This is a genomic window from Nonomuraea sp. C10, assembly GCF_008017515.1.
GTDB lineage: Bacteria > Actinomycetota > Actinomycetes > Streptosporangiales > Streptosporangiaceae > Nonomuraea > Nonomuraea ferruginea.
In genome coordinates this window covers 684,704-699,808 of record NZ_VPFF01000001.1, presented here as the reverse complement: position 1 = coordinate 699,808, position 15,105 = coordinate 684,704, and the positions used below count along the sequence as shown (strand labels likewise).

At 72.4% G+C, this 15,105-nt stretch carries 11 protein-coding genes; 3 read left to right on the top strand and 8 right to left on the bottom strand.

Annotated features, from left to right (window positions below):
* Positions 1-164 precede the first annotated feature (164 nt).
* Entirely contained in the window at positions 165-2,690 is a 2,526-nt protein-coding gene (locus FR742_RS03275; RefSeq protein ID WP_148029536.1) for a hypothetical protein, read from the top strand.
* On the opposite strand, the gene FR742_RS03270 is transcribed toward FR742_RS03275, so the two are convergent.
* The 4 genes from FR742_RS03270 to FR742_RS03255 form a co-directional block, all read right to left on the bottom strand.
* Entirely contained in the window at positions 2,691-3,344 is a 654-nt protein-coding gene (locus FR742_RS03270; RefSeq protein ID WP_148029535.1) for a DUF2461 domain-containing protein, read from the bottom strand. It abuts the gene before it with no gap.
* Between the two features lie 30 nt (positions 3,345-3,374).
* The gene (locus tag FR742_RS03265; protein WP_148029534.1) at positions 3,375-4,166 is read right to left on the bottom strand and encodes a polysaccharide deacetylase family protein; all 792 of its coding nucleotides are present in this window, start codon (positions 4,164-4,166) and stop codon (positions 3,375-3,377) included.
* A 30-nt stretch (positions 4,167-4,196) separates the two neighbouring features.
* Positions 4,197-4,484, bottom strand: a complete 288-nt coding sequence (locus tag FR742_RS03260) for a hypothetical protein (RefSeq protein WP_261808331.1) — start codon at positions 4,482-4,484, stop codon at positions 4,197-4,199.
* A 111-nt stretch (positions 4,485-4,595) separates the two neighbouring features.
* A complete protein-coding gene (locus tag FR742_RS03255) occupies positions 4,596-5,171 on the bottom strand; it encodes a helix-turn-helix domain-containing protein (RefSeq protein ID WP_148029532.1) in 576 nt (191 codons plus the stop codon).
* A 93-nt stretch (positions 5,172-5,264) separates the two neighbouring features.
* On the opposite strand from FR742_RS03255, the gene FR742_RS03250 reads away from it, so the two are divergent.
* Positions 5,265-6,098 carry a DMT family transporter gene (locus FR742_RS03250; RefSeq protein WP_148029531.1) on the top strand — a complete coding sequence of 278 codons (834 nt, stop codon included), beginning with the start codon at positions 5,265-5,267 and terminating at the stop codon, positions 6,096-6,098.
* Positions 6,099-6,126: 28 nt separating this feature from the next.
* Here FR742_RS03250 and FR742_RS03245 read toward each other — a convergent pair whose 3' ends face one another.
* Positions 6,127-6,711 carry a sigma-70 family RNA polymerase sigma factor gene (locus FR742_RS03245; protein ID WP_187280970.1) on the bottom strand — a complete coding sequence of 195 codons (585 nt, stop codon included), beginning with the start codon at positions 6,709-6,711 and terminating at the stop codon, positions 6,127-6,129.
* Positions 6,712-6,956: 245 nt separating this feature from the next.
* Here FR742_RS03245 and FR742_RS03240 point away from each other — a divergent pair, with 245 nt between their 5' ends.
* Entirely contained in the window at positions 6,957-8,030 is a 1,074-nt protein-coding gene (locus FR742_RS03240; protein ID WP_148029529.1) for a PLP-dependent cysteine synthase family protein, read from the top strand.
* On the opposite strand, the gene FR742_RS03235 is transcribed toward FR742_RS03240, so the two are convergent.
* The 3 genes from FR742_RS03235 to FR742_RS03225 form a co-directional block, all read right to left on the bottom strand.
* Complete coding sequence (locus FR742_RS03235) at positions 8,027-9,619, bottom strand: tetratricopeptide repeat protein (RefSeq protein WP_148029528.1); 1,593 nt, start codon at positions 9,617-9,619, stop codon at positions 8,027-8,029. The genes FR742_RS03240 and FR742_RS03235 overlap by 4 nt on opposite strands.
* Before the next feature lie 368 nt (positions 9,620-9,987).
* Entirely contained in the window at positions 9,988-11,157 is a 1,170-nt protein-coding gene (ftsY, locus tag FR742_RS03230; RefSeq protein WP_148029527.1) for a signal recognition particle-docking protein FtsY, read from the bottom strand.
* A 53-nt stretch (positions 11,158-11,210) separates the two neighbouring features.
* Positions 11,211-15,002: an AAA family ATPase gene (locus FR742_RS03225; protein WP_148029526.1), complete on the bottom strand. Its 3,792-nt coding sequence runs from the start codon at positions 15,000-15,002 to the stop codon at positions 11,211-11,213.
* Positions 15,003-15,105: the final 103 nt, after the last annotated feature.

Sequence of the window (15,105 nt, the reverse complement as noted above, 5' to 3'; positions counted from 1 at the left end):
TACCTCTCTAGTGAGGTGTGCCGTACCTGGAGAAGGGGAATTCAAGGGATTGGCGGGCTTTTACGCTTCGGAAATAGACAGAAGATGTCAAGACCAGAGCAATGTAATCACACCGTTACCCCATCAGCGAGAACAATCGGCCGGGCGAGTGAATCATCCAGACTGTGGAGAGGCTCCGAGCTGTTGCCGGGTTCGGGCTGGCCGTCATATCGATGGGCGCCATCATCTGGTGCACCATGGCGGCGGAGCCCGTGCCTCCGGCTGCGGTCCCGCCCTCGATGCTGGAGGCCGACTCGTGGAACCTCCCCGCCACCCGCGCCGAGCCCGGCGTCGAGCGTGACCGCGAGGCGTTCACCGAGGTGACCATCGCCCCGGCGAGCGCCGCCGACCTGGCCGGCGTGCCCGAGGGGCGGCTGGACGAGCGCCGGCGTCAGGTGAAGGTGACGATCGTGCACCGGATGCTGATGGACTCCACCGACAGCCTGGCCGGCACGCTCCGGCAGGGGGCCGAGTTCCCGCGCGGCATGCGGCGCTTCACCGACGACGGGTTCGGCGCCGTCAAGGTCAACGGCACCGTGCTGGCCCCGGCCGCCCGGCTGCCGCCCCTGCTCACCACCGAGGACGGCCGCACCACCGTGCGCTTCACCGTGACGCTGCTGCGGCAGGTGCGTCCTGAAGAACTCATGCGCGTCGACTTCAACGCCCCCACCGCCCGGCCGCTGCTGGTCGTCCACCGGAAGGTGACCCTGCGGCCCGGCGAGTGGACCGTGCTGCGGGCGGCCTCGATCGAGCCCGACCGGGAGGAGCGGCAGCGGCTGGAGTTCACCGTCGGCGTCTACCCCGTGAGCGTCACGCTCGCGCAGGGCTCCTACGGCTTCCCCGACGTGCGGGAGGAGGACGACTTCTCCTGGGCGACCGCGCTCGGCGTGCTCACCGCGGTCGTGCTGGCGGCGCTGCTGCTGCGCGCGCTCGGCGGCGAGTGGTGGCAGCGGACGGCCAACCGGGAGCTGGCCGCCGGGCTGGCCCTGGCCGTGCCGGTGGTGCTGCTGCCGGCCGTGGCGGAGGAGTTCACGCTGCCCGCGTACGTGATGCTGTTCGGCGGGCTGCCGCTGCTCGCGCTGCGCCACGCGGTCCAGGTGCTGCCGACCGGGCCGCAGTGGACGCCCCGTGACGCGCTCGGCGCGACCGGGGTGGGCGTCCTGCTGGCGGTCGGCATGCTGTCGTGGTCCTACCGCTACGGGCAACTCCCCGGCGACACGCTGCTCACCGGGGCGGGTGTCGCCGCGGTCGCGGCCGCCGGGTCCGCGGTGGTGCTCAGCGCCGACCTCGGGGTGCGGATCGTGGTCGTGCGGCTGGCCGCCTTCGCGGCCGGCTCCGCGGTCGCGCTGCTGGCCCTGGCCCTGTGGGGCAAGGCGCTGGCCACCCAGGTCTACCCGCCCGACAGCGTCCGGCTGCTGCTGGCGTTCTGCTGGGCGCTGATCCCGGTGGCCGCCGTCGCCGTGGCGATCAAGCAGTGGACGCGCGGCGCGGCCGTGGTCGCCGTCGTGGTGAGCCTGATGGTGCAGGGCTGGCCGAGCGAGTGGCTCGACGCCGGCTCGTGGAGCCGTGAGGTGCCTGGCCAGGTCGTGCCCCACATCGGCGAGCTGGAGCTGACCCCGGCGGTGCGCGGGGTGATGGGACTGCTGCTGCTCGGGTTCCTGCTGCTGGTGCTCCGGCTCAGGCGGCTCGGTTCGGCCCTGGACGCGACGCGGAGCTCCGCCGCCGAGGCCACGATGATCATCTGCCTGATGGTGGCCTACCTGGCCCCGCAGGGCAGCGCCACGCTGGGCGACATCAACGTGCCGCTGCCGATGCTCTCGATCACCGCGCTCATCGCCTGGGTGACGGCGCGCTGGCTGCTGACCCATCCGCACCCGTCGGTCGTCGAGCCGGGCGACCAGGAGGAGCACCGCGAGCTGATCAGGTCCGCGCTGCACCGGCGGCTGCTGCTGGCCTCCGAACAGGAGCTCTACCGCGCCGGCCGGGGCCGCATCGGCACCGGCGAGCTGTCCATGGAGGAGTTCGGCAGGCAGCGCGACGGACTCGACGCGGCGCTGCGCCGGCACGGCGGCCACCCCGAGACCGCCTTCGCCACCGCCGCGGGCTGCTCCCCCTGGCACAACGGCGTCTGCGGGTTCGTCGTCAGCCTGCTGCTGAGCCTGCCGTTCCTCATCGTGTTCGGGGTGCCCGCCGGTGCCGACCTGAGCAGCTTCGTGTTCGAGGCCCGCTCGGTGATCGCGCTGCCCGCGTTCGGTTTCCTGTTCGGCTACTTCTACCCGCGCGTCCGCGGCACCCAGCCGATGACGAAGGCGCTCCACCTGATGGCCGCCGCGCTGGCCACCGAGCTGTCCGGCTACCTGTCGGCCCTCGCCGAGCCCGACCTGGGCGCGATGGACAAGGTGCAGGTGGTGGCCATCATCGTGGGCAAGGTGGCGCTGGTCTCGATCGGGCTCGGCCTCTACTGGGAGTGGCGGATCATGCACCTGGCCGGCGAGCCGTGGGCCAGGGTGCGCAACGTCCGCAGCCTGCGCAGCCTCGCGACGCCGCTGCTGGCCATCGTGATCGCGGCGGTCACCACCGCCGCCACCTCGGCCGCGGGCCAGACCGTCGACCGCATCCTCAGGGGAGACGAGACCTCCCAGCAGCCCTGATCAGGGCCTGCGCGGCAGCTCGCTCCCCCGTACGTGCGCGCAGAGCCACTCGATCAGCGGCCGGAAGTCGCGCCAGCAGGCGCGCACCCGGTCGGCGGCCCGCGCGGTGTGCACCCACGGCTCCGGCTCGAACCGGCGGCTCGCGTAGAGCGACCTGTGGCGCAGCAGGTCGAGACGCGGATGGTCCTCCGGCACGCCGCGCGGCCGGGTCTTGAGCCGCTCGCCGCCGCGCTCGTAGCCGGCGGCGTCGAGCGCGGCCACCACGGTCTCCAGCGGCTTGCCGGTCTCGTCGTGGTCGACGGCCGCGCGGAAGCGGGCCACCTGGTCGGGCGCCTGCGAGAACAGGCCGCCCGCGGCCTGGACGCCGGCCGCGCTGACCTCGGCGTAGAACCCGATGCCGGGCATCAGGTCGACGAAGACGCCCTGATGGGTCTTGTACGGCGACTTGTCCTTGGCGTAGCGGACGTCACGGTACGGGCGGAAGAGCTTGGCGTCGCCGAACTCCTCGGCCAGTTCGTCGGCCAGGGCCAGCATCGGAGCCCGCACCGCTTCCTCGTACAGGTGCTTGTGGCGGGAGAAATAGGTCTTGGAGTTGTCCGCCTCAAGTCCTTCGTAGAACAGGAACGCCTCGTCCGGGATGCCGGTGAAACCCATGGCGCCCAGCCTGCCATGCCGGGCCCGCGGTCACGGCTTCGGCTCCGCCGCCAGGTAGCGCCGGCCCGGCTCCGGCGGCGTCTCGTACAGCTCGCTCACCGTCACCAGCCGGTAGCCCTTGCGGGTGAGCGTCTCGATGATCCGCGGGACCGCGTCGACGGTGGTGCGGTGGATGTCGTGCAGCAGCACCACCGAGCCGGGCCCGGCCCGGACCGCGCGCTTGGCCACGACGGCGGGCACCCGGTCGCGCCAGTCGTGGGTGTCGACGTTCCACAGGATCTGCGCCAGCCCGCGCCGCCGGGACTCCTCGGCGACCGTGCGGTCGGTGGACCCGTACGGCGGCCGCATCAGGTGCATGCGCACCCCGGTCACCGAGCGCACCAGGTCGCCGGTGCGCTGGAGCTCCTGGGCGATCAGCCGGCGCGGCAGGGTGGTGAGCTCGGTGTGGGTCCAGGAGTGGTTGCCGAGCTCGTGCCCCTCGCCGGTGATGCGGCGCAGGAGGGCGGCCCCGCCGGGAGCGGCCACCATCTGGCCGACCACGAAGAACGTGGCCCGCGCGTCGTGCTCGCGCAGCACCCGGAGCAGCCTGCCGGTGTCGGCGCCCGGCCCGTCGTCGAAGGTGAGTGCCACGCACCGGCCGCACTCGGTGGGGCGGGCGGGCCAGTCGCGCTGCATCGAGGTCAGCCGCCTGGCCAGCGCCTCCGGGTCGGCGGAGGCAGCAGGGCGCTCCGGCGCGGCGAGGGGCACCCGTGCGGGCGGCTGGGCCGCGCATCCCGTCACCGTCGCCAGCAGCAAGACCGGCGCCACCCCCCACGCGCGCATGTTCCCCCCGGTGGCACGCCAACGGGGGCATCACGGATAGTCGCCGGCAGGCCGCCCCCGCGAGTCCCTGACCAGCTCTTCCCACCATGATGGGATATCAGCCTGCAACTCCTTGTAGCGACGCGCCACTCTTAGGGCACATCCGGCCGGATCGGTACCGAGATGGCGGCGTTTCACCGGGCCTTCCCGCCAACGGTAGAACCCGTCCCGGTAGCGCACGACGAGCCCGATCCAGACGGAGAGGGTCACACCGTCGCCGATCTCGTACGAGGTGGTCACGCCCAGGCCGTGCAGCTCCGCTCGGAGCTTCTCCGTCACCGCGCGGGACTCACTCACCCATTACCCCCTGCCGACGGTCCGTCGCACACGAAGAGGTGTACCCACCCACAGCTCACAGTCGTCAAGAAGTTTCACAGCCGGGAGTCGGCGTCAGTGGTCCGCCACCTCGCGCGGCTCCGCCACGACCATGATGAACCGCAGCTCGCCGTCGCCTTCGTTGGCGTAGCGATGCGCCCTGTCGGCGGTGAAGAGCACCGCGTCGTCGGTGCCGATCACGTGGCTCTTGCCGTAGACGGTCAGGGTCAGCTCGCCCCGCAGCACGGTCAGCATCTCCCTGGTGCCCGCCGGGTGCGGGTCGCCGTCGTGGTGTTCGCCGGGCGCCAGCCGCCAGTCCCACAGCTCCAGGATCACCGGCGAGTCGGCGCCGACCAGCAGCCTGGCCCGCACGTCGCCCTGGTCGAAGGTGACCGCGTCGGCCTTGCCGACGATGCGGACCACCGGGACGTCGCCGACCTCGACCAGCCGGGCGACGGTCACGCCCAGGGCGGAGGCGATCCGGGTGAGGGTCGACACGCTCGGGTTGGTCCTCCCCTGCTCGACCTGGACGAGCATGCCCCGGCTGACGCCTGACCGGGCGGCCAGCGCGTCCAGGGTGAGCCCGCGATGGGCCCGCTGGGCGCGCACGTTGCTGGCGATGGCCTGGGTGATCAGCTCGGGGTTCTCCACCCTTGTGCAGTGTAGTGGAAAGAGTTTGCACCACAGTGCACTCTGTGTAGTGTACGAGGAGTGCAATATATTGAACCAAGAGGATGGTGAAACGTGATCGCGGTGATCCTCGCGACCGCCAGCGCGGTGGTCTACGGCACGGCCGACTTCTTCGGCGGCCTGGCCACCCGACGATCGCGGGTGCTCGCCGTGGTCGCGCTCTCCCAGCTGGCCGGGCTCGCGCTGATCCTGGCCCTGCTGCCCGCGCTGCCCGGCGCCTTCGACGGCCGGGCCGTGCTCTGGGGGCTCGGCGCCGGGCTGTCGGGCGCCGCCGGCCTGGTGCTGTTCTACCGGTCGCTGGCCACCGGCGTGATGTCCGTGGTGGCGCCGACCACCGCCGTGACCTCCGCGGCGCTGCCCGTCGGGTTCGGGCTCCTCCAGGGGGAGCGTCCCGAGGTCACGGCGCTGCTCGGGGTGGCGCTCGGGCTGGGCGCGGTGCTCCTCATCAGCCAGGACCGGTCCGGGAGCGCGAGCGGGTCGGCGAGTTCGGTGCTCACGGCGCTGGCCGCCGGAGCGGGGTTCGGCGGCTTCTTCATCCTGCTCGCCATGGCCTCGGCGGAGTCCGGGCTCTGGCCGCTGGCCGGCGCCCGAATCTCGTCCATCAGTCTGGTGCTCCTGCTCGCGCTGACCACCCGGCGGGCGCTGAAGCCGGCGTCCGGCTCACTGGGCGTCATCGTCGCCGCGGGGGTCCTCGACATGGCCGCCAACGTGCTCTACCTGCTGGCCCAGCGGCAGGGCATGCTGAGCTTGGTGGCGGTGCTGGTCTCTCTCTACCCGGCCAGCACGCTGCTGCTGGCCAGGCGGGTGCTCGGCGAGCGGCTCCACGCGATCCAGCTCGCCGGCGTGGCATGCGCGCTGGGCGCGGTGGCGCTCATAGCCGTCGCGTAGCACGCGAGCGGCGGGCGGCTCCGCGACCTCAGGCCGCGCTCGGCGCGGCCTCGCGGACCGCGCCCTCCTCCCGGGCGTACTCCTCCAGCATGCCGCGCAGCTGCCTGCGCCCCCGGTGCAGGCGGGACATCACGGTGCCGATGGGCGTGCCCATCCGCTCGGCGATCTCCTTGTAGGCGAACCCCTCGACGTCGGCGAGGTAGACCGCCACCCGGAAGTCCTCGGGCAGTGAGCGCAGCGCGTTCATCACCACGCTGTCGGGCAGCCGGTCGAGCGCCTCGGTCTCGGCCGAGCGCAGACCGGTCGAGGTGTGGGACTCGGCGGCGTGCAGCTGCCAGTCCTCGATGTCCTCGGCGGCCGACAGCTTGGGCGAACGCTGCTTCTTGCGGTAGTCGTTGATGAAGTTGTTGGTGAGGATCCGGTGCAGCCAGGCCTTGAGGTTGGTGCCCTCGCGGAACTGGTGGTAGGACGTGAAGGCCTTGGCCACGGTCTCCTGCACCAGGTCCTCGGCATCGGCGGTGTTACGGGTCAGACGCATGGCGGACGCGAACAGCTGCGACGTCACGGGCACGACATCGCGCTCGAACCAGTCTTGACGCTGCTCTTCGGTCATCGTGATCAAATCATTCCCCCTTGCGCTATCCCCCGTTCGGCACCAGCCGACTGACAGCGGTTCCATCGTCGCAGGCCCCGCGTAAGGGCCGCGTTAGGGGTTCCGCGCTGGTCAGAGAGGTGAACAGTCCCTGTGCTCGCGGCGTGCGACATCACGTCCACGGCTGGACAAGTTTCATAATCATAACATCATCCGCTCAATTTCGTGGAAAATGTGGCGGGAATCACATGGGATAGCGTAAGGGCATGGATTTCGTGGACCGCCACGCTCCGGCGACACGCCAATGGGTGGCCGAGGCCGTCCGCAAGGTGGAGGCCGACGCCAACCGGAGTTGTGATACGCACCTGCACGTGTTCCCGCTTCCCTCGGAGTGGGAGGTAAACCTCTACCTGAAAGACGAGTCGGTGCACCCCACCGGTTCACTCAAACACCGGCTCGCCCGGTCTCTTTTCCTGTACGGCCTGGCCAACGGGTGGATCGGCCCCACGACCACGATCGTGGAGGCGTCCAGCGGTTCGACCGCGGTCAGCGAGGCCTACTTCGCCCGGTTGCTCGGGCTGCCGTTCATCGCGGTCATGCCGGCCGCCACCTCGCCCGAGAAGATCCACCTGATCGAGTTCTACGGCGGCAAGTGCCACCTGGTCGGCGATCCGGGCGCGATCTACGAGGAGTCCCGCCGGCTCGCGGCCGAGACCGGCGGCCACTTCATGGACCAGTTCACCTACGCCGAACGGGCGACCGACTGGCGGGGCAACAACAACATCGCCGAGTCGATCTTCGACCAGATGCTCATGGAGCCGCACCCCGAACCCACCTGGATCGTGGTCGGCGCCGGCACCGGCGGCACCAGCGCGACGATCGGCCGCTTCATCCGCTACCGCCGCTACCCGACCCGCCTGGCCGTCGCCGACGTGGAGGGCTCGGCCTTCTACCCCGGCTGGGTCTCCGGCGACCCCGAGGTCACCGCCCCGGGTTCGCGGATCGAGGGCATCGGCCGGCCGCGGGTCGAGCCGTCGTTCCTGCCGACGGTGATCGACCGCATGATCGCGGTGCCCGACGCCCGCTCGATCGCCGCCATGCACTGGGTGCGCGAGGTCACCGGCCGCGACGTGGGCGGCTCGACCGGCACCAACGTCGCCGCCTGCGTGGAGCTGATCAAGGAGATGCGCGGCGCCGGGGAGCGCGGCAGCATCGTCACGCTGATCTGCGACAGCGGCGACCGCTACCGCGGCACCTACGGCAACCCCGCCTGGCTGGCCGGCCAGGGCCTCGACATCGAGCCCCACCTCGCCGACCTGCGCGCCTTCCTGCCCTCCTAGGCGAGCTCGGCCAGGGCCTCGCCGATCTGGTCGTCCTCCGGAGCCAGGGCGGCGGCGTGCCGGAGGTCGGCGCGCGCCGCCTCCAGGTCGCCGAGCGAGCGCAGCGCGTAGGCCCGGTTGAACCGCACCTCGGCCCCGTCCTCCAGCTCGACCGCCCTGGTCAGGTCGGCCACCGCCGCGTGCGCGTCGCCCTCCTCGAACGCCAGCGCCCCGCGCCCGGCCCAGGCCGCGGCCAACTCCGGCGCCCGTTCCAGCGCCGAGTCGAACGCCTTGCGCGCACCCACCAGGTTGCCCTGCGCCGTCTCGATCTGCCCCAGCACGCTGAGCAGGAACGGGTTGCCCGGATCCCGCTCGACGTCCGCCTTGGCCCGGTCGAACTCGTCCATGGCCACCAGCAGCCCGGCCCGGTTGACGTACGCGTCGGTGAAGCCGGGATCCAGCTCGACCGCGTGGTCCAGGTCGGCCAGCGCGCCCGCCAGGTCGCCGCGCGCGTACCGCACCTCCGAGCGGTTGTAGTACGGCTCGGGGAAGGGCGGCCCGGCCCGCATGGCGCTCTCGTAGTCGGCCTCCGCCTCGTCCAGCCGCCCCAGCCTGTATCGCAGGTTGCCCCGGTCCACGTAGTAGTCGGGATAGCCGGGATCGGCCGCGACGGCGGCGTCCAGGTCGGCCAGCGCCGCCTCCGGGTCGCCGAGCACGGCCAGCAGCTGCGCCCGGTTGGCCCGCAGCACCAGCCGGTGGATCGGATGGCCCGGCGCCAGGTCGCGCTCGCCCAGGTCGATGGCCTCCTGGACGAGCCGCATCGCCTCGCCGGCGCGGCCCAGGCGGACCTGCACGAGCGCCTTGCCGTTCAGGTCGAATCCCAGGTGGAACGCCCGCTCGCGCCGGTCAGGCAGCAGCGAGGTGAGCGCGACGGCCTGGTTGATCCAGGCCAGCGCCTCCTCAGGGTCCCGCCTGCCGGGGTCGTGGTGCCTGACCAGCAGCATCGCGGTCGCGTACGCGGCGGTCGCGAGGTTCTTGGGGTCGGTGCTCGCCCGCCGGCCGCGGTCGAGCAGCTCGCGCGCCTCGTCCTCGCGGTCGAGCGCGGCCAGCGCGGTGGCGGCCCGGTGCGCGAGCGTCCACCACTCCGCGCCGCCTTCCGGCAGCGTGGGCAGCAGCGCCGCCCCGGCCTCGGCCATCGCGTGGTGGAAGCCCTCGTTGCGGTATCGGTCCAGCTCGGGCCCGAGCGCGTACGAGGGAGCCGGGTGCGAAGGCCCGGACGGCTCGCGGACGATCGCCAGGCCGGGCACCCGCCGTTCGAGCACGTCCAGCAGCTGGAGGTCGGTGGGGTCGGCGTGCGCGGTGTTGGCGACCCGCAGCTCCATCGGCCCCGCGGCCGTCAGATGACCGCGGACGAACTCCGCCAGCCCGTTCGCCAGCCGCAGCGTGCGCAGCGGCGCGGGCACCAGGATGCGCTCACCCTGGGGCAGCCGGTCGGCCAGCGTCACCCGCCGGGCGGGCACCCGGTCGCGCAGCGCGGGCGCCACCGTCCTGATCTCGATGTCGTAGGCGGCGATCAGCTCGTCCCCCGCCTCGGGGACGAGCGCGTGCATGAGCGCGGCTCCGAAGGTGTAAGGGCCCCGGAGACCACGATGGGCGTCGAAAATGATCCTTTTCAGAATCGTCGCTCCCCTGGCGAGCAGAAAACACCGCAATCACGGTCCGAAAAACCGGATCGCGAGAAAAAGCGGGAGCGGCGCCCCCGTCCGCTGGCGCCGCGCCCTCTGCCATGGAGGAGGTCAGGCGGCGTGCTTCGGCGTCGCCGCCCCGGCCAATTTGACGGTCCCCGGCTTATGGACCACGACCTTCTTCATGTTCGGCCTTTCCCGATCAATGACAGACAGATCGTCCAATATCAACACGGCTTCCGTCGGACGACAAGGGCTAACGTGAAAAGGATTATTTCCTAATCAGTGACCTTTTAGTCGCCAAGGATGGCCTCCACGAACACCTCGGGGTCGAACGGCGCCAGATCGTCCGGCCCCTCGCCCAGACCCACCAGCTTGACCGGGACGCCCAGCTCCCGCTGGACGGAGATCACGATGCCGCCCTTGGCCGTGCCGTCGAGCTTGGTCAGCGCGATGCCGGTGATGTTGACCACCTCGGCGAACACCTGGGCCTGGCGCATGCCGTTCTGGCCCGTGGTCGCGTCGAGGACGAGCAGCACCTCGTCGACGGTCGCCTTCTTCTCGATGACCCGCTTGACCTTGCCCAGCTCGTCCATCAGGCCGGTCTTGGTGTGGAGGCGGCCGGCCGTGTCGACGATCACCACGTCGGCCTTCTCCTCCATGCCCCTGGCGGTCGCGTCGAACGCCACCGAGGCCGGGTCGCCGCCCTCGGGGCCGCGCACCACGTCGGCCCCCACCCGGTCGCCCCAGGTCTGCAGCTGGTCGGCGGCCGCGGCGCGGAAGGTGTCGGCCGCGCCGAGCACGACCTTCTTGCCGTCGCCGACCAGCGAGCGGGCCAGCTTGCCGGTGGTCGTGGTCTTGCCGGTGCCGTTGACGCCCACGACCAGCACCACCGCGGGCCGCTCGCCGTGCTTGGCGATGTGGAGGCCGCGGTCGAGGTCGGGGTTGATCTGGATGAGCAGCTGCTCGCGCAGCAGCTCGCGGACCTCCTGAGGGCTGCGGCTGCCGAGCACCTTGACCTTGGTGCGCAGCTCCTCGACCATGGCCTGGGTCGGCGCGACGCCGACGTCGGCCGTGATCAGCCGCTCCTCGATCTCGTCCCACACCTCGTCGTCGAGGCGGTCGCGGGACAGCAGCTCCAGCAGGCCGCGGCCGAGCGCGCTCTGCGACTTGGCCAGCCGGGAGCGCAGCCGCACCATCCGGCCGGCCGACGGCGGCGGCACCTCCAGCTCGGGCGCCTTGACCATCGGCTCGGCGGGCTTGGCCGGCGGCGGAATGGTCGTGGTCGCGCCTTCGGCCTCCTCCGCCGGGGGCCGCTTCTCCTCCTCCTCGGGAAGAGGCGGTGCCTCCGGAGGCGGCGGCGGGGCCGCCTTGCCTCCCGGCCGGAAGAGCAGGAACAGGCCACCTGCCGCGATGAGGGCGACAAGGACCACGATCACGATCACGCCGAGGTAACCATCCACAAGATGTCAGTTTTCCAGATGGACCGGCATGGTCAGGACCAAGGGCGCGCCGATCAGGCGGGCTCTCGCTCCCGCAGGCGCTGGCTGACCACCTGCGTCACACCGTCACCGCGCATCGACACGCCGTAGAGCGCGTCGGCTATCTCCATCGTGCGCTTGTTGTGGGTGATGACGATCAGCTGCGAGCTCTGCCGCAGCTCCTCGAAGAGCTTCAGCAGCCGCTGGGTGTTGGTGTCGTCGAGCGCGGCCTCGACCTCGTCCATCACGTAGAACGGCGACGGCCGCGCCTTGAAGATCGAGATCAGGAACGCCACCGCCGTCAGCGACCGCTCGCCGCCCGACAGCAGCGACAGCCGCTTGACCTTCTTGCCCGGCGGCCTGGCCTCGACCTCGATGCCGGTGGTGAGCATGTCGCCGGGCTCGGTGAGCACCAGCCGGCCCTCGCCGCCGGGGAACACCCGGGTGAAGATCTGCTCGAACTCGCGTGCGACGTCCTCGTAGGCGGAGGCGAACATCAGCTCCACCCGCTCGTCGACCTCCTTGACCACGGTCAGCAGGTCGCGCCGGGTCTTCTTCAGGTCCTCCAGCTGGGAGTTGAGGAAGGCGTGGCGCTCCTCCAGCGCCGCGAACTCCTCCAGGGCCAGCGGGTTGACCTTGCCGAGCTGGTTCATCTGCCGCTCGGCGGTGCGGGCCCGCTTCTCCTGCTCCTCGCGCACGTACGGGACGGGCGGATCCCCCGGCACCGGAGCGGCGGGGCCGTACTCGGCGACCAGGGCCTCCGACTCCACCCCGAACTCGTCCATCGCCCGCCGCTCCAGCTGCTCCAGGCGCATGCGCTGCTCGGTGCGGGCCACCTCGTTGCCGTGGACGCGGTTGACCAGCTTGTCGAGCTCCTGGCCCAGCTCGCGGACGCGCAGGCGGACCTGCTTCAGCTCGGCGTCGACGGCCACCCTGGCCAGCTCGGCCTCGTCGCGCTCGCGGGCGGCCAGCCCGACGGAGCCGGCCAGGGCTGTCAGGACCCTCTTGGCTCCCGCGCTGACGGCCTGGGCGACCGCCGCCTGCTCACGCCTCCTGGCGCGCTGAGCGGCCGCCTGGGCGCGTTCCTGGCGTTCGCGCTGCGCCGCCCGCAGCAGGCCGTCGGCGCGGCCCTCCATGCCCTTGACGCGTTCCTCGGCGGTGCGGACCTGCAGGCGGCTCTCCATCTCGCGCCGGCGGGCGGTCTCGGACACCGTGGCGAGCTCGTCGCGCCGGTCGGTGGTCGGCTCGCTCTCCAGCTCCTGCGCGTATTCGGCCTCCGCGAGCCGGATCTCCAGCTCGGACAGCTCCTCCAGGCCCTCGGCGCGGGCCTCCTGCGCGGCGGCGACGCTCCGGCCGAGGCGCTCGGCCTCGTCGCGGGCGGCCTGGGCGGCGGCCTCCAGCTGGGCCAGCCGCCTGGCGACCGCCGCGGTGGCCTGGTCGGCCTCCCGCTGACGGGCCCTGACCTGGTCGAGCATGCCCTGGGCCGCGTTCGCCTGCCCCTGGGCGGCGCCGGCGGCGGACTGCGCCTCGCTCACCGCGCCCTGCGCGGCCTCCAGAGCCGCCTGGGCGGCGTGCTCGGCCGCGACCGCCTCCTCCAGCCCCGCGGCCGTCTCGCCCGCGCGTGTCCCGGCGTCCTCCAGATCGGCGACGGCGTCGTCGAGTGCCGCCCTGACCTGCAGCACGGACGTGCCGCCCTCGGACCCGCCGGCGGCGACGTGCGCCCCCACCAGGTCGCCGCCCGTCGTGACGGCCCGCAGCCCCGGATGCTCCTCGGCCACCCGGCGCGCGGTCTCGAGGTCGGCCACCACCACGACCCCCGCCAGCACCCGGTCCAGCGCCGCCCGCAGATGCGCGGGCACGGTGACGAGCTGAGCCGCCCACCGCCCCCCACCCGGCGCCTCCCCCGCTCCACCGTCACTCACGCCTTCGCCGCTCTCCGGATACGCGGAAAGCACCTCGGAACCGCCTGGCCCGGCACCGTCGTTCTCCCCGGTCGCGGAGAGCGCCACGGCGCTCCCACGGACGGAGGGCGTGTCGTCGGGGGCCGCCACCAGGAGGGTGGCCTGGCCGGCGTCCTTGACGCGCAGCAGCTCCAGGGCGTTCACCGCGGTGGCGACCGACTTGACGGCGATGGACTCGGCGACCGGCCCGAGCGCCGCCGCGACGGCCGGCTCCGCACCGGGGGTGACCTGCATGACCGCCGCCAGCGGGCCGAGCACGCCCGCCAGGTCGGTCTCCAGCAGGGCCGCGCCCCCGTCGCCCTTGGCCAGGCCCAGCTCCAGGGCGTCGCGCCGGGCGCGCAGCGCCGCCACGGCCTGCTGGGCCTCCTGGTCGGCGGACCTCGCCGTGCCTACGGCCGCTCGCGCGGCCCTGAGCGCCGCTCGCGGGCCCTCCAGCGCGGCCTCGGCGCCCATGACGGCGGCCCGCGCTTCTTCTGCGGCCGCCCTGGCCTGCTCGACCCGCTCCTGGGCGGTGGCAAGCTCCTCGGCCAGCGCCGGATCGATCTCGGGCTGCTCCAGGCGCTGCGCCTCCAGCTCCTCGCGGGCCAGCCGCTCGCGCTCGACGGCCCCGGCCACCGACCGCTCCAGCCGCCCGATCTCCTCCTCGGCGGCCCGTGTCCGGCTCCGTACGGAGTCGACCTGGCCGCGCAGCTTGGCCAGGCCCTCGCGGCGGTCGGCGGCGGCCCTGGCGGCCATCGCCAGCCGGCGCTCCTCGGCGGCCAGCTCCGCCTCGGCGTCGGACCGCTGCTGCACCGCCTCCTCCAGCAGCTCCTGGGCCTGCTCCAGCTCGGCGCGCAGGATCAGCTCGCGCTCGCGGACCTCGGCCGCCTCGCGTTCGAGGTCTTCGGGGTCGCGGCCGCGGCGCTCGATGGCGGCGGCGTCGAGCGCGTGGCGGTGGCGTTCGGCGGCGAGCTGTTCCAGTCCGGAGATGCGCTCGCGCAGGGAGGACAGCCGGAAAAAGGTCTCCTGGGCGGCGGCCAGGCGCGGCTGGGTCTCGGCCTCGGCCGCGTCGAGCGCGGTCTCGCGCTCCTGGGCCTCGGCCAGCGCGGTCTCCACCTGGGAGCGCCTGGTCAGCACCGCGGCCTCGTCGGCGGCCTCGCGCTCCAGCCTGGCCCGCAGCGTGCAGACGTCGTCGGCGAGCAGCCGCAGCCGGGCGTCGCGCAGGTCGGCCTGGATGACGGCGGCCTTGCGGGCGATCTCGGCCTGGCGGCCCAGGGGCTTGAGCTGGCGGCGCAGCTCGGTGGCGAGGTCCTGGACGCGGGTCAGGTTGGCCTGCATCGCGTCGAGCTTGCGCAGCGCCTTCTCCTTGCGCTTGCGGTGCTTCAGCACGCCCGCGGCCTCTTCGATGAACGCCCGCCGGTCTTCGGGCCCGGCGTGCAGCACGGCGTCGAGCTGGCCCTGGCCGACGATGACGTGCATCTCGCGGCCGATGCCGGAGTCGGACAGCAACTCCTGGATGTCGAGCAGCCGGCAGGTGTCGCCGTTGATCGCGTACTCGCTCTGCCCGGACCGGAACATCAGCCGGCTGATCGTCACTTCGGTGTAGTCGATGGGCAGCGCGCCGTCGGTGTTGTCGATGGTGAGCGTGACCTCGGCGCGGCCGAGCGGCGGCCTGGACGAGGTGCCGGCGAAGATGACGTCCTCCATCTTGCCGCCGCGCAGCGACTTGGCGCTGTGCTCGCCCATCACCCAGGCGAGGGCGTCGACGACGTTGGACTTGCCGGAGCCGTTGGGACCGACCACACAGGTGATGCCGGGCTCGAAACGCAGGGCGGTCGCGGAGGCGAAGGACTTGAATCCGCGCAGCGTGAGGGTCTTCAAATACAAGCGCGGACCCCCTTCTCCCTGGACGGACTCCGGGAAAGACTACTGGTCCCGACTGCCCGTCGCTCGCGGGTGCAGTCGAGACCAGCCGGATCCCTGTCGAGAA

What these genes read in the sequence shown, in the direction of transcription:
- FR742_RS03265 (WP_148029534.1), bottom strand. Translation starts at nt 4,166, where the DNA reads ATGCGCGCGTGGGGGGTGGCGCCGGTCTTGCTGCTGGCGACGGTGACG.
- FR742_RS03240 (WP_148029529.1), top strand. Translation starts at nt 6,957, where the DNA reads ATGGATTTCGTGGACCGCCACGCTCCGGCGACACGCCAATGGGTGGCC.
- FR742_RS03235 (WP_148029528.1), bottom strand. Translation starts at nt 9,619, where the DNA reads ATGCACGCGCTCGTCCCCGAGGCGGGGGACGAGCTGATCGCCGCCTAC.
- FR742_RS03270 (WP_148029535.1), bottom strand. Translation starts at nt 3,344, where the DNA reads ATGGGTTTCACCGGCATCCCGGACGAGGCGTTCCTGTTCTACGAAGGA.
- FR742_RS03245 (WP_187280970.1), bottom strand. Translation starts at nt 6,711, where the DNA reads ATGACCGAAGAGCAGCGTCAAGACTGGTTCGAGCGCGATGTCGTGCCC.